Source organism: Promicromonospora vindobonensis, assembly GCF_042685865.1.
GTDB classification, from domain to species: Bacteria; Actinomycetota; Actinomycetes; order Actinomycetales; family Cellulomonadaceae; genus Promicromonospora; species Promicromonospora vindobonensis.
Genome location: NZ_JBHUOG010000002.1, coordinates 2,197,386 through 2,219,128 on the forward strand (window position 1 = coordinate 2,197,386; position 21,743 = coordinate 2,219,128).

Genomic DNA, 21,743 nt, shown 5'->3' on the forward strand with positions numbered 1-21,743 from the left:
ATCCAGCGGTACACGCCGCCAGTTGAGGGAAGGCAGAGCATGCCCAGTTATCGCCTCACCGACAACGTCATCGACCTCGTCGGCGCGCCCAGCCGAATCGTCATCGACGGCCGAATCGCACCAACCCGAGTCCTTTCAGAACTCCGCTATCAGCTCCCGAACGCATTCACCAAGTTCATCGTTGACAACGCGGCCGGCGTGCGACTTCGGTTCCGAACAAGCGCCACGCGGCTCGAACTCACGGGCCGGGTGTACCGATCCGCCTACGTAGGCACCCCGCCGCTGCCCGCCGTATTCGAACTCGTCGAGGATGGTGATGTCCGCGCGACTCGCCAGGTGGAGGACGGCGGCATTGCGAACATCGATCACCTCGAGAACACCACCGAGTACGTCGATGCCGGCAACACCACCGTCATCTTCGACGGACTGCCCGCCAAGGACCGCGTCGTCGAGATCTGGCTGCCAAACACCGCCTCCATCGAACTCCACGAGGTCATCTCGGACGCCCCCATCCAACGGGCCGAGATCGCCGATACAGTGCGGTGGATCCACTACGGGTCATCGATCAGCCACATGACGATCCCCGGGGGACCCACACGAACGTGGCCCGCTATGGCCTCGCGCATCCTTGGTTGGGACGGTACAAACCTCGGATTTGGTGGCAACGCCATGCTCGACCCGTTCGCCGCGCGCACCATCCGCGCCCTGCCGGCCGACATCATCACCCTCAAGCTCGGAATCAACGTCGTCAACTACGACGCCATGACAGTCCGCACCTTCGCGCCCGCCGTGCACGGATTCCTCGACACGATTCGGGAGACACAGCCGCACACCCCCATTGTCGTGATCTCGCCGATCGCGTGCCCCGCAGTCGAGGATCGTCCTGGCCCGACCGGGGTGGACGCCGAGTTCCGGGTGACCGCGGCTGAGGGCGAGCCGGCGCACGGCGACGACTCCCTGACGCTCCAACGCATCCGACGGATACTGGAAGCGATCGTCGCCGATCGTTCACCTACGGACTCGGCGCTGGTCTACTTGGATGGTCCAGAGTTGTTCTCGCAGGCGGACGACATCGCAGGATTCACCGTCGACGGGATTCACCCCAACCTTGGCGGAGCAGAGTTGATCGCCCAGCGGTTCGCCAAATTCGCCGACCAAACATTTCCACAGCTGGCATTGTCGCGACCATGACGCGAGCGCGCACGTTCGCAGATGATATGGCGTGAGGCGATCTCACCCTACGGTCAAGAACGAATTCGACGTTGTTCGGACGACGTACGTGCTTTCTGCCGAGTGTGTCTCCTCATAGCAGCAGCCGGGGCGTTGGCGGCGACGTTTCCCAGGACACGGACGCAACACCGTCGAGTTGACGAACGCGCCCGAAACAGAACTCGCGCAAGAAAGATCCCAGCGTCGAGGACGCATACGTCCCGGCGAACAGGCCACCCATGCCGCCGTGGCGGGAGGACACACTGATCCCGACCACGAATGTCGCCGCCCGCGGAGCTCGGGCGGCGGACCAGTGGCGGTCGGCCAAGCACGGCGGGAATCTCCAGGTCCTGACCGGCCCGGGCAGGTATCCCGAATGGGCCTCGCCCGTGGAGCCCGGTGCCCTGTACGGACCCAGCTGACCCCGGGCACCTCGGCGACCCGCCGGCCGAGCAAGCGATGTACGGGTGACTGCGCAGCACCGAGGAGGCCAAGCGAGTCTGGCAGGTCTCGAAGGAACTCACCGGGGTTCAGATCGAGGGATAGCACAGAGCTCGACCCTGGCAGGGCTGCTCCACACCGGCCCTGCGAGCTCCCTGACGAACTCGTTCGCGTCCGTGGCACTGGGCACCAGCGCCGCAGGCGCGTTTCTTGGCTTCGGAGCCCGCCAGATACCCCCCGCCGCTATTGAATGAACGTTCATTGACACCAGTCGCTGCGCGATGCCATGATCACGCTAATGAACACTCATTTATTAGTGGAGGCGTGGTGAACCGTAGTCCTGCCTCACCGCACTGGAGCCCGGAACAGGTCGGTGACCTGAGTGACCAGGTCGCTCTGATCACCGGCGGCAACAGCGGGATCGGGCTCGAGACCGCCCGCGTGCTCGCCCGTCACGGCGCCCACGTCCTGCTCGCCGGCCGACGTCCGGACACGCTCGATCACGCTGTCGCCGAGTTGCGTGCCGACACCCCCGGTGCGCGGCTCGACACGCTAGTGGTCGATCTGGGCTCGCTGGCCTCGATCGCCGAAGCGAGTGCGCCACTGGCCGCGGGACGGACGATCGATCTGCTGATCAACAACGCCGGCGTCATGAACATCCCCGATCGCCGCACGACCGCCGACGGCTTCGAGCTGACCGTCGGCACCAATCACCTCGGGCACTTCGCTCTCACGGCCGAACTTATGCCGGCACTGCGTCGTGCCCGGGCCGCTCGCGTGGTGACCGTCAGCGCGCAGGCTGCGACGTGGCGTTCCGGGCAGCTCGACGACCTCCTGAGCGAGCAGCGTTATCGCGCTATGCACGCCTACGCCAAGTCCAAGCGCGCAAACATCGTCTTCACCCAGGAGCTTGCCCGCCGGCTCAGCGGGATGTCGATGACCGCGGTGGCCGTGCATCCCGGGGTGGCCATGACCAACCTGCAGCGGCACTCGGCCGGCCTGCTGTCCCGGGCGGTGATCGCGATGACCCGCCGCACCCTCATGGGATCACCAGCCGGTGCGGCGTGGCCTTCGCTCTATGCGGCGACCATTCCGGACATCACAAGTGGGGGCTTCTTCGGCCCGGCAGGCCGTGATCAAACCTCGGGCACACCAAAGCCGGTGAAGTTGCCCCGCGACATGGGCTCCCTAGCAGAGGGCGCCTGGCTGTGGGCCGAGAGCGAGCGACTGACGGGCATCCGCTTCGAACCTCATCCGACATGCCGGGCGGACGACCGCCGGTTGAACCCAGGAAAGACCACCGACCGATCATGACCACGTACCCGGTCCTCGACCTCCAGGTCCAGGGTATCGACGCCGCGGTGCTGGACGCTCAGCGTCGTGCCAATTTCTTGATCGCACAGATGCCGCATCCGGACATCCGCACGCCCGAGGGGCTCGCTGCACTGCGGTCCAGCACCACGAACAATCCCGGCACCACGGAGCTCAGCCCAAAGGAGCGCCAGGTCGAAGGGCCCAACGGCCCGGTCCGGCTGCGCGTCTTCGTCCCGCCGGCGCCACGCGCCGCGCTCCTTCGCGTCCACGGGGGCGGCTGGGCCGCCGGAGCACCCGAGGACGACGACGTCGTCAACGACCGCATCGCTCGAGACACGGGCACGGTCGTGGTCAGCCCCGAGTACGGGCTGGCTCCCGAGGTGACCGCCGCCGACCAGATCCAGGAGGTGGCGCACGTGGCCCGCTGGCTCGCCAAGCACGCAGCGGACGAGCTCGGAGCGAGCACCTTGCTGATCGGCGGCATCTCGGCCGGCGCTCACCTTGCCGCGACAACCCTGCTGGCCTTGCGCGAGACCGGCGACCCCGCCTTCGCCGCCTTCGCCGGCGCAATCCTGGACTCCGGTGTCTACGACCTAGGTATGTCCCCTGGCGCCGCCACCGCGACCGCGAACTCACTCGTCCTGACGCGCTCCTGGTTGGACAGCCTGGCCGACCTGGCCTTCCCAGGCTTCAGCCGTGACCAACGGCGCTCCCCGCGCTGGTCACCAGCGCTAGCCGATCTCAGGGGTTTCCCGCCGGCCCTCGTCACGGTCGGCGACCTGGACCCGTTGCGCGACGACTCGATCATCCTCGCGGCCCGCCTGCAGCTCGCGGGAGGGAGTGCTCAGCTGGACATCTGGCCCGAAGGGGCACACGCGTTCAGCAACATGGGGACACCGCTCGGCGAGCTCGCGACCGGACGCACCGTCGCCTGGATCAACGACCTCCTGACGCGTTCCACCACCTCCCCCGCCCCCGGTGCCACGACCCCCGAGGATCCGGCGACGGTTGTGCACCGGTTCGTCACCGAGGTCATCAACGGTGGAGACATCGACGCCGTCGACGAACTCTGGCACGAGAACCTCAAATGGCATGCGGGCAGCGCCGGCGACCTGGAAGGACTCGACGCCTACAAGGAGTCTCTTCGTGGGGCCGTCGGCAGCGCCTTCACCGCGATGCACCTGACCGTGCACGAGACCTTGACCATCGACGACAAGGTAGTCCTCCGCTTCACCAACAGCGGCACCCACACCGGGCCCTTCCTCGGCGTGGACGCGACCGGGCGCGATGCCGAGTGGCTCGGCATCGCCGTCTACCACGTACGCGACGGCAAGATCGCAGAGGCGTGGTTCGGCGAAGACCTGCTCGGCATGCTGCTCCAGCTCGGTGTACGCACCCTGCCGCACTGATCGAGCCCGAAGAACCTCCACCCGGTGGCTCCGGCGATCCGGCAGATCTCCAGGCGATTGAATGAAGGTTCATTAAGGTATGGACATGGCGCGCACCAGGGACCCCGAGGGCAAGCGCCGGCAGCTCCTGGATGCCGCGCTCGCCGAGTTCTCCGAGCATGGCATCGGAGGCGCTCGCGTCGATCGCATCGCCGCTCGCGCGGGAGTGAGCGCTGGGCTGGTCTACACCTTCTACGACGGAAAGGAAGGACTGTTCGAGGCGGTCTACGACACCATCGTCGAGCAGGTCGTGTCCGGCATCCCCATCGACGTCGACGACCTGGCGGAGTACGCCGGACGGCTCTACGACGGCGGTCTCGAGCATCCAGAAGTCATGCGGTTCATGACCTGGTACCAGCTCGAGCGTGGCCATCGACAGTCGGAGACCCGCGCCACCGTGGTCGAGTCCATGACCGAGAAGGTGACGGCCATCGAGGACGCGCAGCGCCGCGGTGTGGTGACCGACCGGCAGGACGCGGCCGAGCTGCTCGCGCTGCTGCTCACCATCGCGAACATGTGGCAGCTTCAAGGCGAGGACGTTCGCCGCCTCGTGCCTCGTGCGGAACGACGCCGGCTCGTCGTCGACGCTGTCCGACAATTGGTCGCCCCCGCACCAGCACGGGACAACTAGGCAGCCGACTCGTGGACCGTCGACGATGCGGCCACCGTGCCGTCTCTATGATCACCTCGCCTGGCTACGCGCCCCTCCAGCTGCGCCGCGGAGGAACTGGCCCACCGCGGTGTCGGTGAGCTCGTCGAGTCGCCCGGCAGACACCATGTTCGTGTTGACGAGCATGGTGATGCCATTGACCGTGGCGTACAGAATGAGCCCGAGCTCTTCCGGCTCGCCGGATTCAAGGACGTTCTGGGCCTGACCCTCGCGGATCAGCTCGACGATCGGCTCGAACGCCGCCTCGGCAGCGCGTGCAGTGCTCGATGCGCCCTGGCGCTTGGTCGAGTTCATCAGTTCCAGCAACGCCGGGTTCTCGATCGCGAAATGGGCGAACGCGGACACCGCGCTGCGCGTGCGCACCGCGAACCCATCGCTCGCATCCTCCACGGCGCGCCGGATGCTCTCACCCAACCGGGTGAACCCAGCCTCCGCCAACGCATCGAGCAGCTCCTGCCGATCGGCGAAGTGCCTACGCGGAGCCGCATGGCTGACTCCGACCTCCCGGGCCAGGTCTCGCAGGGACAGCTGGGCGGCACCGTGGGTGCGCACACCGTGCTCCGCCGCATCGAGCAGTGCGGCCCGAAGGTCCCCATGGTGATATCGCCGTTGCTCGGACTGGTCGTTCATAGCCGACATGCTACGCGAGTAAAGTAGCCATTGACAACACTGTTGACAGTGACTACATTTCTTGGCATGGCTTCGTTCACCTTCGCCGACGTCCCACCGATGACCGGGCGCACCGTCGTCATCACCGGAGCCAACAGCGGCATCGGCCGCGTGACCGCCTCCGCCCTGGCGCAACGGGGCGCGCGAGTCGTCCTGGCCGTACGCAACCAGGACAAGGGGCTCGCTGCGGCCGCCACGATGGCCGGACACACCGAGGTGCGCAGCCTCGACCTGGCGGACCTGTCGTCCGTCCGGGAGTTCGCGCACACCTTCACCGAGCCCATCGACCTGCTGATCAACAACGCCGGTCTCTCGCTGCCACCGCTGGAGCGCACAGCCGAGGGGTTCGAGCTGCAGTTCGGGACCAATCACCTCGGACACTTCGCTCTGACCAACCTGCTCCTGCCCCAGGTCCGCGAGCGGGTCGTAACCGTCGGCTCGCTCGCGCACCTCATCGGCTCGATCGACTTCACGGACCTGAACTGGCAGCGGCGGCGCTACCGCGCCTACCCGGCGTACGGGCAGTCAAAGCTCGCGAACCTGCTGTTCGTCCATGAGCTGCACAGGCGACTGACCGCCGCCGGCTCGTCGGTGATCTCGACCGCCGCACATCCAGGCATCGCCACCACGAACCTGATGAACGCCGACGGCCGAGGGCTGCGGTTCCGTGCGGAGAAGGCCCTGATCAGCAGGGTCTCGCACACCGCGGAGGCAGGCGCCCTGCCGACGCTCTACGCCGCGACCGCGGATGTCCCCGGCAATGCCTACGTCGGCCCTGACCGGCTGCTGGGGCTGCGCGGCGCACCGGCGCCCGCCAGGCGCACCGCGAAGGCGCGCGACACCGACACCGCCCGCCGCCTGTGGGACGCCTCGGAACAGCTGACCGACACCACCTTCCCCCTCCCCAGCGCGAGCACCGAAAGAACACCCGCACACGACACCCACCACCACTGACAAGGAAGAGAAGGCACCACTCATGACCCTGGAATCCGACCGCGCCGAGATCATCGAGCTCTTTGGCCGCTACGCCGACATCGCAGACACGAAGAGCTTCGACGAGCTGCCCCGCCTGGTCCACACCGACCCGTTCACTGTCGACTTCCAGTCCGTCGCAGACGTCCCTCCGACAGAGACAGCCCTCGACGACTACGTGCAGATCCTCCGCGGGTCCTTCGATCCGTTCATCGCAACCCACCACGCCATCACCGGCCACGTCATCGACATCGACGGCGACAGCGCGCGAGCCCACGCGCACGTGCGCGCCGAGCACTGGGTCCCGGACGAGGTCGCCGACGGCGGACCCAACCGCTGGCTCGTCGTCGGCTTCTACGACAACGAAGCAGTCCGCACCGAGAACGGCTGGCGATTCAGCAAGGTCAAGCTCACCGCCGCCTACCAGGAAAACCCACACCTGCTCGCCCAGACCTCCTGAGACCCTCGAGCCACGTAGTCGGCCCGGGCCGACCAGCAGACGTCGAATGTCCTGCGTCTGGTGGACGTCGCTCGAGGATGACGAGGGTGTCTCGGCCGGTGTCGGGATGGTCTGCACAGACCCGGTCAGGACCGGCCACCCGTCCGACGTGGAGGGTGTCGCAGTCAGCTGACCGGGTACAACACCGGCGGACGATCGGGATCGACGACCGGTGCGAAGTCGACCTCTCGGTCGCCGATCAGGAACCGGTACCGCCCCAGCCGTGTCACGTCCGGGTCGTCGTTCAGATAGTCGACGAGCGTGGCCCGTTCATCCGCGTCCAGCCACCGCGGCGGGTCCGATATGGCGATGAATCCGCAGACCCGGGCCAGATCCTGCAGGAGCTGTCGCTGATCCTGCGACAGGAGGCTGCGTCGGCTGCGGAAGTACACCACGTCCGGGTCGAGGTCGATGAGCGGCTTCTGCCAGAGCCGGTGCACCGTCGTGACCAGCGCGTTCCGGGCCAACGCGTCCGACGGGTCCGACGTGGCGTAGTGGTCCCACAGGGGTGCGACGTCCGGGCCGGTCCGGATCGCGTCGAGAACTCCCAGGGACGGGATCGGCAGCGCCCCGCTGCCGAGCAGGTAGGCGTCGTCACCGGCGACGTCCCGGATCAGCTCGAGCGCCGACCGGTACACCTGGTCGCGACCGATCCCGGCGGAGTGCCGGACCCCCGGGGCGGCCCCGGCATTGATGAAGTCGAGCTTCAGGTAGGTGAAGCCCCAGTCGTGCACGACGCGCCGGATGGTCTCGGCGACATGGTCGCGCGCGGCTTCGAGGCTGAGGTCCAGTGCCCAGTAGGGCCCACCCCAGTTGTACCCGGCCACGGCTGGGTCGCCGTCGACGTCGCGGAGGATGAGCTCCGGCCGGTCGTGCGCGAGCCGTGACTCCGGTCGGACGATGAAGGGGGCGATCCAGAGGCCTGGGCGCAGGCCGGACTCGGTGATCCGGCCCGCCAACGCGCGCATGCCCGAGGGGAAGCGGTCGTTGGGTTGCCAGTCCCCCACCATCTGCTCCCATCCGTCGTCGATCTGCGCCACGTCGAACGGGAGCTGGCTCAGGTCGGCCAGGTCCTTGGCCAGGATCTGCTCGTCGATGTCCTCGTAGTAGGCGTACCAGCTGCACCACACGCGGCCGGCGCGCTGGTGCCTGCGCCCGAACCGTGCGATCAGCTCGTCGCAATAGGCATCGAAGACCGCGCCTTCCTCCCCGTAACCGAGGAACCATCCCGCGTGAGGGCTCTCGTACCAGCCGGAGACGGTGTCGGCGTCGGCGGACAGTCGCGGCGTGTCGTGACCGAGGGCACCGAAGAGCAGCACCATGCCGTCCGCTCCCCGCAGGGCGATGACCCCGGACGAGTGGTGCCCGCTGGGGTCGTCCCACAGCGGATCGTCGGCGGTGACCCGGCGCCTCTCGTTCTCGATCCGCAACGGGGGCCCGTCGAGCGGGCTCCACCCGCAGGGACTCCACGAGTTCTGCCCGTGCCGATAGACCTCGGCGTCCGACATCCCGTGCAGGACCGCCACCCGGCCGGCAGGCAGGATCACCCCGTGCCGGGTCGGCCGGACATCGGAACCACCACTGTGCTCCACGGCGAACGTGCGTCCATCGATCGTCACAAGCTGAGCCATGCGGTCTCCTTGAAGGTGCGCTGGCGCGCCAGGGCCCGGTGCCCCGACGCGCCGGCACGTCGAATCGTCTGAGAAGGGGTGTTGAGCAGTCAGAACGAGATCAGTCGAACAAGGCGTTCACGCTCTCGTTAGCGGTCTCCAGCGTCGGCGCGGCCTCGCCCTGCCCCAGCGCGATGCTCTGCATCGCGTCCTGGACGATCTGGCTGATCTCGTTGCCGTGCTCGGTCACCGGAAGGAAGAACGTTCCGTCGGGCTCCGCCGCGGTGTCGGTGAAGACGCTCACGTCCACCCCGCTGGCCTCCCGAGCGGCGAGCGCACGCTCCGAGGACTCCTGGATGGCGGGAAACACGACGCCCTCGTCGGCAACGATGTTCTGGCACTCGGGAGAGGCCAGGAACTTGACCCACTCCCAGGCCGCCTCCGGGTGCTCCGTCCCGGCGTAGATGGCGTCGGACAAGCCGTTGATCGCGCTCTTGCGCCCCTCGGGGCCGACAGGCAACGGCGCGAACGTGAACTCGAGCTCGCTCGACGTGTACGAGTTGATCGCCCAGGAACCGAGGGTGGTGACGGCGCCGCCGGAGTCCGCCATGACGGTGTCCCGGCTCATGGTCGACTGCACGTCCAGGGAGGGTGCGTAGCCCTTCTCGATGAGCGAGCGGTACCACGCCAGGGTCTCCGCGAGCGCCGGGTCGTCGAAGTGGAACTCGCTGCCCCACATCGTCTCGTCGAGGTAGCGGAAGCCGTTGCTGACGGCCAGGTTTCCCCACCCGTTCTGGCCCTGCGAGCCGTCGGCCCACTCCGGGAGGAACCCGTGGACCTCGACGTCGTCCTTGTCGAAGTCCGGGTCGAGGCCGTTGCGGCCGCTGGAGTCGATCGTCAGCTGCGCGATGACCTCCTCGAACGTGCCGCCGTCGGTCGGCTTCCAGGTCAGGTCCTGCATCGTGGCCGGGTCGATGCCCGCGTCCTCGAGCATCTCGTTGTTGTAGACCAGCGCGATGGTGTCCCAGTCCTTGGGGAGGCCGTAGCGCGCGTCGTCCTTCACGTAGATGTCGGCCAGCCCGGCCACGTACTGCGTCGTGTCGACCCCGTCCTCGTCCACGAAGGGCTGGATGTCGAGGATCTGGTTGTTCGTCACGAACTGCGGGTAGTACGAGGCCTGGTTCGTCCAGACGTCGGGCGCGCTCCCGGAGGCCAGCTGCGTGGTGAGGTTCTGCCAGTACTCGTTCCACGCGGTCTGGGAGATCTCGATCGCGATGTCGGGGTTCTCCTCGGTGAACGCGTCGGCGCACGCCTGGTAGGCGGGCTGCTGCAGGTCGTCCCACAACCAGTACTGCAGGGTGACCTGCTCGCCTGGCCCACCGCTCGAACCGTCGCCGGTACCGCAGGCCGCCACCGACAGGGTGAGCGCCGCGGCGCTCGCCAGTCCGATGGCTCGGATGTTCTTGACCATGACTTTTCCTCTCGTCGGACGGCGGGTGCCGCGTCCGGTTGAGCTACTTGGTTCCGGTGAAGTTGAGGTTGTCGACCAGGCGTCTGCCCACGAAGACCAGCAGGATCAGGACCGGGACGACCGTGAGGGTCGACGCGGCCATGAGACCGGTCCAGTCAGGCTGTGTGTTGGGCGACTGCTGGAGGAAGATGCCGAGGGCCGCGGTCATCAGCCGGACGTCCTCGTCCCGGCCGACCAGCAGCGGCCACAAGAAGTCCTTCCACGCCCAGACCGCGGTGATGAGTCCGATCGTCGACAGCGGCCCCCGGCTCATCGGCATGATCACGCGCCAGAAGATCGTCCATTTCCCGGCGCCGTCCAGCAGCGCCGCCTCCTCGACGTCGTGCGGGATGGACAGGAAGAACTGGCGCAGGAAGAACAGCGCGAACGGGGTCATCAGCACGGTGGGTGCGACCATGCCGAAGAACGTGTCGAGCAGCCCGAGATCTCGGACCAGCACGAAGTTCGGCAGCAGGGTGAAGATCCCGGGCACCATCAGAGCGCTGATGAGCACCCCGAACAGAAGTTCTCGCCCCGGGAAGCGCAACCGCGCGAAGGCATAGCCACCCATCGCGCAGAACAGGGTCTGGAAGACGGTGATCAGCACGCAGTACACGGCCGAGTTCAACGAGTAGCGCAGGAAGTCGACGTGCACGCCCGATCCGCCCGCCGCGCGCGCCTCCTCGACCGTGGTGAGGCCGAGCACCCGGGCGAAGTTGATGAGCGTGGGATCGCTCGGGAACAGCTGGCCGGACTGGCTGAGGATGTCCGCGGCCGGTGTCAGGGCCGTGCGGATCATCCAGAAGAAGGGGAACACGGTGGCCAGGACCACGAGGCCGAGGATCGCCCAGGCCGCTATGCGTCCGATGCGGTACTGGCGAGCCGCTGGAAGAGTGACGATTGCCATGGGGTGCCCCTACACGAGCTCGGATCGTGACGCCCGCAGGAGGCGCATCTGGACGGCGGTCAGCAGGCCGAGGATCACGACGAGGACGATCGCCAGCGCCGCCGCGTAGCCCATGTCGAAGAACTCGAACGCCTGCTGGTAGATGTAGTAGTAGATGACCCGGCTCGCGTTGACCGGCCCGCCCTCGGTGGTGACGGCGACCGTGTCGAAGATCTGGAACGAGCCGATCAACGAGACCACCAGGACCAGCGCCAGGATCGGACGCAGGAGCGGGAGCGTGATCCGGGTGAACACCCGCCACTCCCCGGCCCCGTCGATCGCCGCCGCCTCGTAGAGATGCGCCGGGATCTGCAGCATTCCCGCGTAGAACAGCAGCGCCGTGTAGCCAGTGAAGGACCAGGTGTTGATCAGCGAGATGGTGGGGATCACCAGGTCCGGTGAGGTCAGGAAGCCCACGGGCCCGACGCCGAGGTTGCCCAGCAGGCTGTTGACGAATCCAAGATTCGTGTCGAGCAGCCACATCCACAGGAGCCCGACGGTCACGTTGGGCACCAGCCACGGCACGAGCAGGACCGTCCTCAGCATCACCGACCGGGTGAGGCGATGCAGAAGGGCAGCGATGAACAGTGCCGCGACCGTCTGCGTGACGATGTTCAGGACGACGTAGTAGAACGTCACCAGCATCGAGTTCCAGAACTCGGAGTCCTGGATCAGCTTGGCGTAGTTGTCCAGGCCGACAAAGGTCGGTGACCCGAGCAAGGTGTAGTCGGTCAGGGACCACCAGATGCCCCTGACCGTTGGATAGAGGTAGAAGATGGCGAAGCCCACCAGGACGGGGGCGACGAACAGGGGCGCGACCCGCCGGTCGTCCCGGTGCTTCCTCGCCGCAGGCTTGCCGGCCGGTCGAGACGGGCCCTGACCCGTCCGGTGGGTCCGGCGCGGCGCCGATCCTGCGTCGGTGTCCATACCTCGGTCACCGACTGGTTCCTGCCGCGTGGTTCTCGTTCGCACCTGCGGCCTCCATCTCTTGATTCGGTCCATGCGGGTGAAGACCGGTAGGCACAGGTCAACTACCGGAGATGACGATGCGGTCGACGTCCGGGGCCCAGCCGCCGGAGTTCGCGAACCGCACCGTGTTCGCCCCGGCGGCCAGCGTCACGGGCACCGTCCGGGTGCCGACCACGTCCCAGCCGCCCGTCGGGCCGAACGAGATGACGTTGGAGTCGGCGCCGTTGACGCTGATGCTCGCGGTTCGCTGCTCCGCCGTCGTGTAGTGGATGGTCAGCTGTCGAGCGCCACCCGGACCGCCGTCGACGCCGGTGAACGTCAGGGTGCCGCCGTTGCCGAGGTATCCGACCTTGCTGTCCCCGGAGCACGCGCCGCAGGCCGCGACCGTAGCCCCACCCTGCAGCAGGTTCCCGCTCGCCTCCGCCTCGTGCGACGCCGTGCTGCCGGCGCCCGCCTGGACGGTGACCTCATCGGAGAGGACGTTGTAGCCGGTCGCAGGGTCCCAGGTGCCGATGTTGGCGAACCGGACCGAGTAGGCCGGGTTGACCCGCAGGCCAGGCTCCTGGTCGGGCAGCCACAGCGACAGCCGGTAGCTGCCGGCCGGTACGTCTGACGGGACGGTCAGCGACGGGCTGATCCGCACCTCGCCGCCCGAGGCCCAGTCCCGGGGGTCCGCAGGCACCGGCAGCGCATAGGTGCCGCCGGCGCCATCCAGCACGGCGAAGACCGGTCTGCTGTTGTACGGCGCGGCCCAGCCGTCGTTGCGCAGGTCGATCCGCAGGTCGAGCTGTCCGCCGGGGTGGACCGTGTCGGGAAGGTCCGCGTCGAGGAGCCGGAAGCGGTAGCCGAGGTTGCGCTGCAGCGTGTCGAAGCATCCCTGATCGCGGTAGTTCTGGATCACGTTGGGCTCGTAGTCGATGTTGAGGTACGAGAAGTGCATCATCGGCATCTCGTCCAACGCCGTCTGGCAGTCCGCACGCGGGCTGTCCACGTTGCAGGTCTCGCCGCCGACGACGTGCTGCTCGCCGACCTCTGCGATGAACGCCTTGTCCTCGGCGACCGGGGTTCCGTCGCGGCCCCACGTCCCCCAGTCGTCGGGTTCGCTGGCTCCGAAGCAGTCCTGGTGGTTGCCGATGCGGTCGCCTTCGGTGGCGGTCAGCATGGGTAGCTGCTGCCGCACGTCGCTCGGATAGCGCAGTGCTACCTGCCGGTTGGCCGGGAACGTCGACAGGATGTTCTTCAGGATGCGGTTCTTGGCGTCGGGGTCGAGGTCGTACCCGTGCGTGGAGGTGTGCCACTCACCCCAGGCGCCGACGACGCCGGCCTCGAACGACGAGATCACGTCGCTGTACTCGGCGAAGACAGGCTGCAACTGGTCCAGGTGCGTCGCGATCCAGCTCTCGCTCGCGTCGGGCTCGGCGTCCGGGTACGGCCCCATGTTGTAGGCGACCCGCAGGATGATCTTCACCCCACCGGCACGCGCGACGTCGAGCCCCGCGGCGAGGTCGCCGAGGAACGACGAGGAGATCGACGACGTCCGGAAGGCGTCCAGGTGGATGTAGCTGTGCAGCACGGTGATGTCCTGGTCCCGCGCGACAGCGACGTCGGCCGCGGTGAGCCCGACGACCTCGACGCGGTGGTAGAACCCGCGCTCCGGGTTCGGGAAGACGCTGGTGTCCTCGGCGTAGGACACGGACGAGGCCGAGGGCGGTGGCCCTCCGCGTGGAGGTTGGGCCGCTGCGGCCGAACCCGCGGTGACAGCGGTGATGAGGGCAAGTGCCATGCCCAAGGCAATTCGCGCGTGCGACGGACGCATGAGGGTGTCCTCTCCATTGAGGCGGCCGCGCCGAACGGTGCAGCCAGGCGGGTCTCGGTAGTGCCTGCCGCGACCCTAGAGAGGACTGGCTTCATTCGTCAAGAGTCCACCGTAAGTTTTGGAGAAGTATTGCGTTATTACTCCCAGACCAGGTTCTCGTCGAGCGGAGCTTGATTACCTCAGGCGGGCGTCAGCCCGCGACCCGCCTCGGCGCCACCGGTTGCAGCAGCCGCTCCCCGAACGAGTGAGCGTCGACCTCGTCGATACCGAGCCGGACTGCTCCGAGCGCGACGCTCTCGTCCCCGAAGATGGAGACCCGGACCTCGGGAGGTCGCATGCTCAGCTTCTCGAGCTCGGCGTTGAACTGGTCCAGGATCACGTCCGCCGACCTCGAGACGCCACCACCGAGAACGACCACCTGCGGGTCCAGGGCGAGCACGAGGGCGGCAGCACCGACGGCAAGGTCCTTCACGTACCGCTTGACCGCAGTCTGGGCCTCCTGGTCGCCGTCACGGCAGGCCGCGAGCACCCAACCGAGCACCTCGTTCGGCTCGATGCCGGAGGGAAGCGACCCGCAGCTCTCCAGGTGAGTCACCGAACGCTGCCACCGCACCGGCAACAGCCAGCCGATCTCACCGGCAGCTCCCCCGAACCCGCGACGCACCTTTCCCTCGATGATCAACGCGGCGCCGGTGCGCATCCCGGCAAGGACGTAGACGATGTCGTCAGCGTCCTGGGCGACACCACGCCACCGCTCGGCCATCGCCGCCAGCTTGCAGTCGTTCTCGACCTGGATCGGGCACGAGAACCGGTCGCTCAGGTGCCCGATCGGGTCGACGCCGGACCAGCCGGGCATCGGGGAGAACAAGGACGTCCGACCGGTGCTGTCCACCGGGCCCGTGACACCAACGGTCAGGGCCCAGATGTCCGTGGCCGTCATGGCTGCGGTCTCGAGACATTCAGCGATCGTCGCGTCCATGGCTGCGAGCCGAATGCTGGGTTCGTCCTCGGGCTGGACCAGATGCCGCGCTGAGGCGACGACGTTGCCGTCCAGGTCGGTGATGAGCGCCAGCACCTTGTGGCCGCCTACATCCACGCCCATGACGTGGCCGACCGTGGCGTGGAACCGGTACCGGCGAGCCGGGCGGCCGACAACGCTCCCGGTCGGCTCGATGACCTCCACCCAGCCGTCGTCGACCAAGCTCCTGACGATGACGTCAGCGGAATGTCTGGACATCCCTGTTTGGGTCGCGAGCGTGCTCACAGTCACGGGCGACGACCCCCGAAGCGCATGCACGATGCTCAGCGAGTTGAGTTCACGCAGGCGGGTCAAGTCTGCGGCGGCTGGCACCCGATTACGCACTGCCGCCTCCTCTCGTCGCGCCTGGCCATCTGCGCTCAACCCTAACGCTGCACGGACGATCCGAAAGGCACGCTGGCACGGCCAAGGTCCTGGGCGCGACGCCGCACCCCACCACAAGAGCAACATCCCGACGCGGTGGGCCCGGGCTGATGGTCCCCATCGCGAGCGGAGAGGTGATCTGGCGATCCTGTGATCGGGAGGTCCTGGATACGTCTCCGCCGTCCCCCGAGGATCGATGCCATGGCCCACGTGGCCCCAAGTAGCGAATCGTCAGCCAGCCACGTCCCCCGATAACGCTACGTACCGCATTAGAAAGAAATGGGCAGGTAAGACTTCCGACCCTGGAGAAGGCCATGAACCTGACGAGGACGACCACCCACCGAGCGGTTGCCACAGCCGCAGTGGCGTTCGGCCTGGCTTTGACCATGCCAGCAACGGCAACCCTGGCCCACCCCGGCCATCCACCAACGACCGGCGTGACGGCAAATCCCGAGATTGCTCATTACGGCGGCAGCTGGGAGCAGCTCGCGTCCATCGCGGGCGGGCCACGCCAGGAGCACGGCGTCGCGGCACTGAACGGAGAGGTCTACGTGGTGGGCGGCATCCGACCGGATGACTCAGGATCGATGACCACCGTCACCGACGTCGAGGTATACCACCCGGCGCGCGACACATGGGAGCACGCCGCCCCGCTGCCCGTGGCGATGAACCACCCCAACCTGGCCGCCATTGGCGGACGGCTCTACGTGCTCGGCGGCCTGTCCGGCGGGGCATCGTGGGAAGCACTCGGCGACAGCTTCGTCTACGACCCCGCCGCCGACCGCTGGCGCGAGCTGCCCCCGATGCCGGAAGGAACGGAGCGCGGCAGCAGCGCGATCGGCGTCCGCGGCTCCACCGTGTACCTGGCCGGCGGTATGCGCACCCTGACGCCGGGCCCCGGTGGGCTCCAGGACACGGTGGACCTCGTACAGTCGTATGACGTCGTCACCGGCCGGTGGCGCACACTGCCATCGCTGCCGGAGGCGCGCGACCACGTCGGCGGTGCTGTGGTCGGGAAGATGCTCTACGTCGTCGGCGGGCGCGACCGCGGCCAGGTGAACGTCCGCGACAGCGTGTACGCGCTCAACCTGATCACCCATCGATGGTCCGCCCGAGCTCCGATGCCGACCGCTCGTGGCGGCATCGCCACCGCCGTTGTCGGTGACACGATCTATGCGTTCGGCGGCGAGGGGAACCCTGACGATTCCACGTCGATCTTCGACCAGGTCGAGGCCTACGACACGAGCCGCAACCGGTGGACCGCACTCGCCCCTATGCCTGTCCCCCGGCACGGGACCGCCGCGACCAGTATCGGCGGCACCGTCTACATCCCGGGAGGCGGCGACCACGGCGGCGGCTCCCCCATGGACGTGAACGACGCGTTCCGACCCCGACTTCGCTGACCTGGCGCCTGAGAGTGTGACGGTGCGGCCGGACGCGGCACCATCGCACAGTTCTCTTGGTGGGATCGCACAGTTTTCTTGGTGGGCAGGGAGGCGTCACGCTTTCGGGAAGACGGTCCCGGTGAGCCGCTCGGAGATCTCCCAGACGCGGGCGGCGTCCGCGGAACTACGCAGCGGGCCGTACATCTTCTGTTCGGCGGGCGGCCCGCCGAGATTGCCGGGGCCGCTAGGGCCGTAGAGAGCGCCGGGCCTGGATGCGGGATCGGTCGCGGCCACGAGCGCGGGCAGCTGGGCGGTCTCGACAGTGCCGAGCAGGATGCCGCGGGCCGAAAGCGTGCGGATGAGACGGATCCCCGCGGTGTCCTGGCCGCGATCGATCTCGGGACGGGCTGCCAAGAGGCTCGTGGGCACGACGCCGGGATGGGCGACGTTGCTGGTGATGCCCCAGCCGTGGGCCCTGCTGCGGCGCTCCAGCTCGAGGCCGAACAGACCGAGCGCGATCTTCGACTGCCGGTATGCGTGCATGCCGTGGTAGCCGCGTTCCCAGTTCAGGTCGTCCCAGTTGATGGCACCGGTGCGCACGGTGACACCAACCTGCGACGTCACGCGTGCCCGACCGGCCTGGAGCAGCGGCAGCAGGTGACCCGCCAGGGCGAAGTGGCCGAAGTGGTTGGTGCCCAGCTGCAGCTCGAACCCGTCAGTGGTGGTCTGCCGGCTGGGCGGCGTCATGACACCCGCGTTGTTGATCAAGAAATGAATGGGGCGCCCCTCCCCGCGCAGGGTCTCTCCTAGTGCTGTGACCGAGGCCAGCGAGGACAGGTCCAGGCTGCGCAGCGACACCCGTGCGCCCGGTACGGCCCGACCGATCCTGTCTGTTGCGGCCTTGCCCTTGCGCGGGTTGCGCACGGGCATGATGACCTCCGCGTTGGCCGCAGCCAGCCGGGCGGCGATCCCTAGACCGATGCCGTCGCTGGCGCCGGTGACTACGGCTCGTTTTCCGGTCAGGTCGGGGATGGTGATGTCGATGGTTCGGCGTGCCATGGTGGTTCGCTCTCTCGCGTGTCGTCGTGCGGGGTCCGGGCGATGCGGGTCGGGGTGCGCGTGCTAGGCGGGGGCGCCGCCGCTGACGAGGAGGTGCTGGCCGCTGATCCAGTGGGCAAGAGGGCCGGCGAAGTACTCGGCGGCGTCGGCGACGTCGTCGGGCGTGCCGAAGCGGCCTTCCAGGGGGCGCATGGCCGAGAACATGGCGCGCATCGGGTGCTCCTCGGGGAGCTGGGTGAAGACGCCGGCACCCTCGATCGCGGTCGGGATGATGGAGTTGACCGTGATGCCCCGCTTGCCGACCTCCTGGGCAAGGACCTCGACGGTGTACCGGGCGGCCATCTTGCTCGAGCCGTACAGACCGACACCGGGATTGGCCAGGGCGGTGGTGCTGGAGCCGACGTTGATGATCCGGCCGTGGTCGGCGACGTACCGGGCGGCCTTCTGCAGCGTGAAGAAGGTGGCCTTGGCGTTGATGGCGAAGAGCCGGTCGAACTGCTCCTCGGTCACCTCGCTGATCGGCTGGTCAACGATCTCCACCCCCGCGTTGGCGACCACGATGTCCAGCTGCCCGAAGGCCTCGACGGACTTCTGGAACAGACCCTCCAGCGCGTCCAGGTCGACGACGTCCGCCTGGACGGCGACAGCCCGTGTGCCCAGCGCCTGGATGTCCGCCACCGTCTGGAGCGCGGCCTCCTCGCTGCGTGCGTAGTTGATCACGACGTCGGCACCGCACTCCGCGTAGCGCAGAGCGATAGCACGCCCGATCCCGCGCGCCGAACCAGTCACCAGCGCTACCTTGCCCGACAGATCAGTCATCATCCGCTCCTTCATTCCTCAGGTCTTCTCTTCCTCGGATCCGATATCGGCCCTTGCTTCAATCCTCGGCGGACCGCGCTCACGTATCCAGGACCTCTCGATCACAGGCTCGGCAAGTCACCCCTCGAACCGCGATCAAGAGATCGATCTGCCGTGGATCCGCCTGGCAAGCGACAGAAACGAGAAGGAACGACAAAGGGGCATCATGTTTGATCGCACTGCACTGGCGGAGTTCCTCCGCAATCGGCGTACGGCACTGCAGCCGGAAGACGTTGCCTGATGCGGGGACTGCGCCGTCGGACGAGCGGGCTGCGGCGTGAGGAGGTGGCGTCGTTGTGCCACTACCTTGATGTCCAAGTCACTGCACGGTCCGCTTCACCGGACCGGACCGTCGCCCCTGTTCGAAGAGTCCTGCGCTACAGAGCCCTCCGTGCCGAGCAGCCCTCCGAGCACCAGGTCAGTCATCAGGTCGTGGTCGTCGGCGTCGTCCGGCCGCCCCACCCGCCGCGCCAGCGGTGGCTGGCTGTAGAGACTCGACGGCGCCGTGATCAGGAAATGGAACAGGTACCACGGCATCGGTCGTAGGTCCCCGCGCTCGACGAGCCGCGTGAAGAGCGGCTTGATCCCGTCGAGCCACGGCGCCATCAACTCGTAGAGATACGCCAGGCGCGGTGACTCCACCCGCGCCTCCTGGTCCATCAGTCCGGCGAAATGGGCGGACCGCGACAACGCGCGGTGCAGTGCCCGCACAGCGGCGACGAGGCGCTCGAGCTCGTCCTTGCCGTCGTCGACGAGCGCGGCGGCGACCTCGGGACGCACCTGGTCGAAAGCGTGCTCCACCACGACCTTCCAGAACGCCTCCTTCGAGCCGTAGCGGTCCGAGATGAACGTGTGCCCCATCCCCAGGTGGGCGTTGAGCTGCCGCAGCGACACCGCCTCATAGCCGTGCTCGGCGAAGGCTTCCAGGGCTCGATCGAGCACCTGCTCCAGCTCCGGCACCGCTTCATGGGCGCCCGGCCGGCCCGGTCCCCGCCTGCGACGTGACGTCTCCATCTGTCCTCCAAGGGAGTCTGAACAGGTTCCGACAGGAAATCCAACACCTGCCTGATTATGCTGGCAAACACGAACGCGGTCACTACACCTAGGACCGGGCATCACAAGGGAGCGGATGATGACTGATCTGTCGGGCAAGGTAGCGCTGGTGACTGGTTCGGCGCGCGGGATCGGGCGTGCTATCGCTCTGCGCTACGCGGAGTGCGGTGCCGACGTCGTGATCAACTACGCACGCAGCGAGGAGGCCGCGCTCCAGACGGTGGCGGACATCCAGGCGCTGGGCACACGGGCTGTCGCCGTCCAGGCGGACGTCGTCGACCTGGACGCGCTGGAGGGTCTGTTCCAGAAGTCCGTCGAGGCCTTCGGGCAGCTGGACATCGTGGTCGCCAACGCGGGGGTGGAGATCGTTGACCAGCCGATCAGCGAGGTGACCGAGGAGCAGTTCGACCGGCTCTTCGCCATCAACGCCAAGGCCACCTTCTTCACGCTGCAGAAGGCCGCCCGGTACGTCGCCGACCACGGCCGGATCATCAACGTCGGCTCCAGCACCACCGCCCTGGCCAATCCCGGTGTCGGTCTGTACGGCTCGAGCAAGATGGCCGCCCGGTACACCGTCGAGGTCCTTGCCCAGGAGGTCGGCAAGCGGGGCATCACGGTCAACTCCATCATCCCGACCGCGATCGAGGGTGCCGGCGTCTTCACCCAGCTCCCCGAGGAGCACCCGATGCGCGCCATGTTCTCGGCCATGCGCCCCCTGGAAGGCCGCTTCGGCACGCCCGACGACGTCGCCGACGCCGCCGAGTACTTCGCCGGCCCTCTTGCCCACTGGATCAGCGGCCAGCACCTCCTCGTCAGCGGCGGCGCCCCCGCCTAGCACGCGCACCCCGACCCGCATCGCCCGGACCCCGCACGACGACACGCGAGAGAGCGAACCACCATGGCACGCCGAACCATCGACATCACCATCCCCGACCTGACCGGAAAACGAGCCGTAGTCACCGGCGCCAGCGACGGCATGGGCCTGGTCATGGCCTCCAGGCTTGCCGCCGCAGGGGCGGAGGTCATCATGCCCGTACGCAACCCCCGAAAGGGCGAGGCCGCCGTGGCCACGATCGTGCAGAAGATCCCGAGCGCGACCGTCAAGCTACACAGTCTGGACCTGTCCTCACTGGAATCCGTCGCCACCCTCGGCGACACCCTGCGCGCGGACGGCCGCCCCATCCACCTCCTGATCAACAACGCCGGCGTCATGACCCCGCCCGACCGACAGACCACCACTGACGGGTTCGAGCTACAGCTCGGCACCAACCACCTCGGCCACTACGCCCTGGTCGCCCATCTGCTCCCGCTGCTGCGCGCCGGCTACGCCCGTGTCACCTCGCAGATCAGCATCGCCGCGAACCAGCACGCCATCAACTGGGACGACCTGAACTGGGAACGCTCGTACAACGGCGACCGCGCCTACTCCCAGTCGAAGATCGCGGTCGGACTGTTCGGCCTCGAGCTGGAGCGCCGCAGCCGGGCGGATGGCTGGGGCATCACGAGCAACCTCTCCCACCCCGGAGTAGCCCCGACCAGCCTGCTGGCACCACGACCAGAGGTCGGCCGCACCCGGCCAACGCCACGGCTCCGGCTGATCAGGGCACTGTCGGCCCGCGGCATCTTGTTCGGCACTGTCGAAAGCGCCCCGCTGCCCGCCATCATGGCCGCGACCGACCCTGCCGCCAAGCCCGGTGCCCTGTACGGACCCAGCTGGCCCGGGCACCTCGGGGGCCCGCCAGCCGAGCAAGCGATGTACGGGCGACTGCGCAGCACCGAGGAGGCCAAGCGAGTCTGGCAGGTCTCGAAGGAACTCACCGGGGTTCAGATCGAGGGATAGCACAGAGCTCGACCCTGGCAGGGCTGCTCCACACCGGCCTGCCAGTTTCCTGACCAACCGCGTCCGTGGCGCT

19 protein-coding genes and 1 pseudogene are annotated in these 21,743 nt (G+C 67.7%); 9 read left to right on the forward strand and 11 right to left on the reverse strand.

The window, feature by feature from the left end:
- Positions 1-39: 39 nt before the first annotated feature.
- A complete protein-coding gene (locus tag ACFS27_RS23075) occupies positions 40-1,191 on the forward strand; it encodes a GDSL-type esterase/lipase family protein (RefSeq protein WP_377188090.1) in 1,152 nt (383 codons plus the stop codon).
- A gap of 125 nt (positions 1,192-1,316) precedes the next feature.
- Here ACFS27_RS23075 and ACFS27_RS29770 read toward each other — a convergent pair.
- A pseudogene (locus ACFS27_RS29770) lies at positions 1,317-1,462 on the reverse strand (IS1380 family transposase); the annotation flags it as partial.
- Between the two features lie 512 nt (positions 1,463-1,974).
- Here ACFS27_RS29770 and ACFS27_RS23080 point away from each other — a divergent pair.
- The 3 genes from ACFS27_RS23080 to ACFS27_RS23090 all read left to right on the forward strand — a co-directional run bounded on the left by ACFS27_RS23080 (position 1,975) and on the right by ACFS27_RS23090 (position 5,043).
- Entirely contained in the window at positions 1,975-2,964 is a 990-nt protein-coding gene (locus ACFS27_RS23080; RefSeq protein WP_377188093.1) for an oxidoreductase, read from the forward strand.
- Positions 2,961-4,373, forward strand: coding sequence for an alpha/beta hydrolase fold domain-containing protein (locus ACFS27_RS23085; RefSeq protein WP_377188095.1), 1,413 nt, complete (start codon positions 2,961-2,963; stop codon positions 4,371-4,373). Before ACFS27_RS23080 ends, ACFS27_RS23085 begins: the two co-directional genes overlap by 4 nt.
- Before the next feature lie 85 nt (positions 4,374-4,458).
- Entirely contained in the window at positions 4,459-5,043 is a 585-nt protein-coding gene (locus tag ACFS27_RS23090) for a TetR/AcrR family transcriptional regulator (RefSeq protein ID WP_377188098.1), read from the forward strand.
- A gap of 51 nt (positions 5,044-5,094) precedes the next feature.
- Here ACFS27_RS23090 and ACFS27_RS23095 read toward each other — a convergent pair whose 3' ends face one another.
- Complete coding sequence (locus tag ACFS27_RS23095; protein WP_377188101.1) at positions 5,095-5,712, reverse strand: TetR/AcrR family transcriptional regulator; 618 nt, start codon at positions 5,710-5,712, stop codon at positions 5,095-5,097.
- 66 nt (positions 5,713-5,778) lie between these two features.
- Here ACFS27_RS23095 and ACFS27_RS23100 point away from each other — a divergent pair, with 66 nt between their 5' ends.
- On the forward strand, positions 5,779-6,705 hold the full coding sequence (locus tag ACFS27_RS23100; RefSeq protein ID WP_377188104.1) for an oxidoreductase: 927 nt from the start codon (positions 5,779-5,781) through the stop codon (positions 6,703-6,705).
- A gap of 22 nt (positions 6,706-6,727) precedes the next feature.
- Positions 6,728-7,183, forward strand: a complete 456-nt coding sequence (locus ACFS27_RS23105; RefSeq protein ID WP_377188107.1) for a nuclear transport factor 2 family protein — start codon at positions 6,728-6,730, stop codon at positions 7,181-7,183.
- Positions 7,184-7,347: 164 nt separating this feature from the next.
- Here the strand turns inward: ACFS27_RS23105 and ACFS27_RS23110 are convergent, their stop codons facing one another.
- The 6 genes from ACFS27_RS23110 to ACFS27_RS23135 form a co-directional block, all read right to left on the reverse strand.
- Positions 7,348-8,853 carry a glycoside hydrolase family 36 protein gene (locus ACFS27_RS23110; protein ID WP_377188110.1) on the reverse strand — a complete coding sequence of 502 codons (1,506 nt, stop codon included), beginning with the start codon at positions 8,851-8,853 and terminating at the stop codon, positions 7,348-7,350.
- Between the two features lie 100 nt (positions 8,854-8,953).
- Complete coding sequence (locus tag ACFS27_RS23115) at positions 8,954-10,303, reverse strand: ABC transporter substrate-binding protein (RefSeq protein WP_377188113.1); 1,350 nt, start codon at positions 10,301-10,303, stop codon at positions 8,954-8,956.
- 43 nt (positions 10,304-10,346) lie between these two features.
- Positions 10,347-11,249, reverse strand: a complete 903-nt coding sequence (locus ACFS27_RS23120) for a carbohydrate ABC transporter permease (RefSeq protein WP_377188116.1) — start codon at positions 11,247-11,249, stop codon at positions 10,347-10,349.
- Between the two features lie 9 nt (positions 11,250-11,258).
- Positions 11,259-12,215 (reverse strand): carbohydrate ABC transporter permease, encoded by a 957-nt coding sequence (locus tag ACFS27_RS23125; protein ID WP_377188119.1) that lies wholly within the window; start codon positions 12,213-12,215, stop codon positions 11,259-11,261.
- A gap of 100 nt (positions 12,216-12,315) precedes the next feature.
- On the reverse strand, positions 12,316-13,950 hold the full coding sequence (locus tag ACFS27_RS23130) for a DUF4832 domain-containing protein (RefSeq protein ID WP_377188122.1): 1,635 nt from the start codon (positions 13,948-13,950) through the stop codon (positions 12,316-12,318).
- Positions 13,951-14,263: 313 nt separating this feature from the next.
- Positions 14,264-15,310 (reverse strand): ROK family protein, encoded by a 1,047-nt coding sequence (locus ACFS27_RS23135; protein WP_377188125.1) that lies wholly within the window; start codon positions 15,308-15,310, stop codon positions 14,264-14,266.
- 551 nt (positions 15,311-15,861) lie between these two features.
- Between ACFS27_RS23135 and ACFS27_RS23140 the strand changes: the two genes are divergently transcribed.
- Positions 15,862-16,878 carry a Kelch repeat-containing protein gene (locus ACFS27_RS23140; RefSeq protein ID WP_377188128.1) on the forward strand — a complete coding sequence of 339 codons (1,017 nt, stop codon included), beginning with the start codon at positions 15,862-15,864 and terminating at the stop codon, positions 16,876-16,878.
- A 96-nt stretch (positions 16,879-16,974) separates the two neighbouring features.
- Here the strand turns inward: ACFS27_RS23140 and ACFS27_RS23145 are convergent, their stop codons facing one another.
- The 3 genes from ACFS27_RS23145 to ACFS27_RS23155 form a co-directional block, all read right to left on the reverse strand.
- The gene (locus tag ACFS27_RS23145; RefSeq protein WP_377188131.1) at positions 16,975-17,919 is read right to left on the reverse strand and encodes an SDR family oxidoreductase; all 945 of its coding nucleotides are present in this window, start codon (positions 17,917-17,919) and stop codon (positions 16,975-16,977) included.
- Between the two features lie 63 nt (positions 17,920-17,982).
- Entirely contained in the window at positions 17,983-18,738 is a 756-nt protein-coding gene (locus tag ACFS27_RS23150; protein WP_377188134.1) for an SDR family NAD(P)-dependent oxidoreductase, read from the reverse strand.
- A 375-nt stretch (positions 18,739-19,113) separates the two neighbouring features.
- The gene (locus ACFS27_RS23155; protein ID WP_377188137.1) at positions 19,114-19,791 is read right to left on the reverse strand and encodes a TetR/AcrR family transcriptional regulator; all 678 of its coding nucleotides are present in this window, start codon (positions 19,789-19,791) and stop codon (positions 19,114-19,116) included.
- Between the two features lie 118 nt (positions 19,792-19,909).
- Here ACFS27_RS23155 and ACFS27_RS23160 point away from each other — a divergent pair, with 118 nt between their 5' ends.
- The gene (locus ACFS27_RS23160; protein WP_377188134.1) at positions 19,910-20,665 is read left to right on the forward strand and encodes an SDR family NAD(P)-dependent oxidoreductase; all 756 of its coding nucleotides are present in this window, start codon (positions 19,910-19,912) and stop codon (positions 20,663-20,665) included.
- 63 nt (positions 20,666-20,728) lie between these two features.
- The gene (locus ACFS27_RS23165) at positions 20,729-21,670 is read left to right on the forward strand and encodes an SDR family oxidoreductase (protein WP_377188139.1); all 942 of its coding nucleotides are present in this window, start codon (positions 20,729-20,731) and stop codon (positions 21,668-21,670) included.
- Positions 21,671-21,743 lie beyond the last annotated feature (73 nt).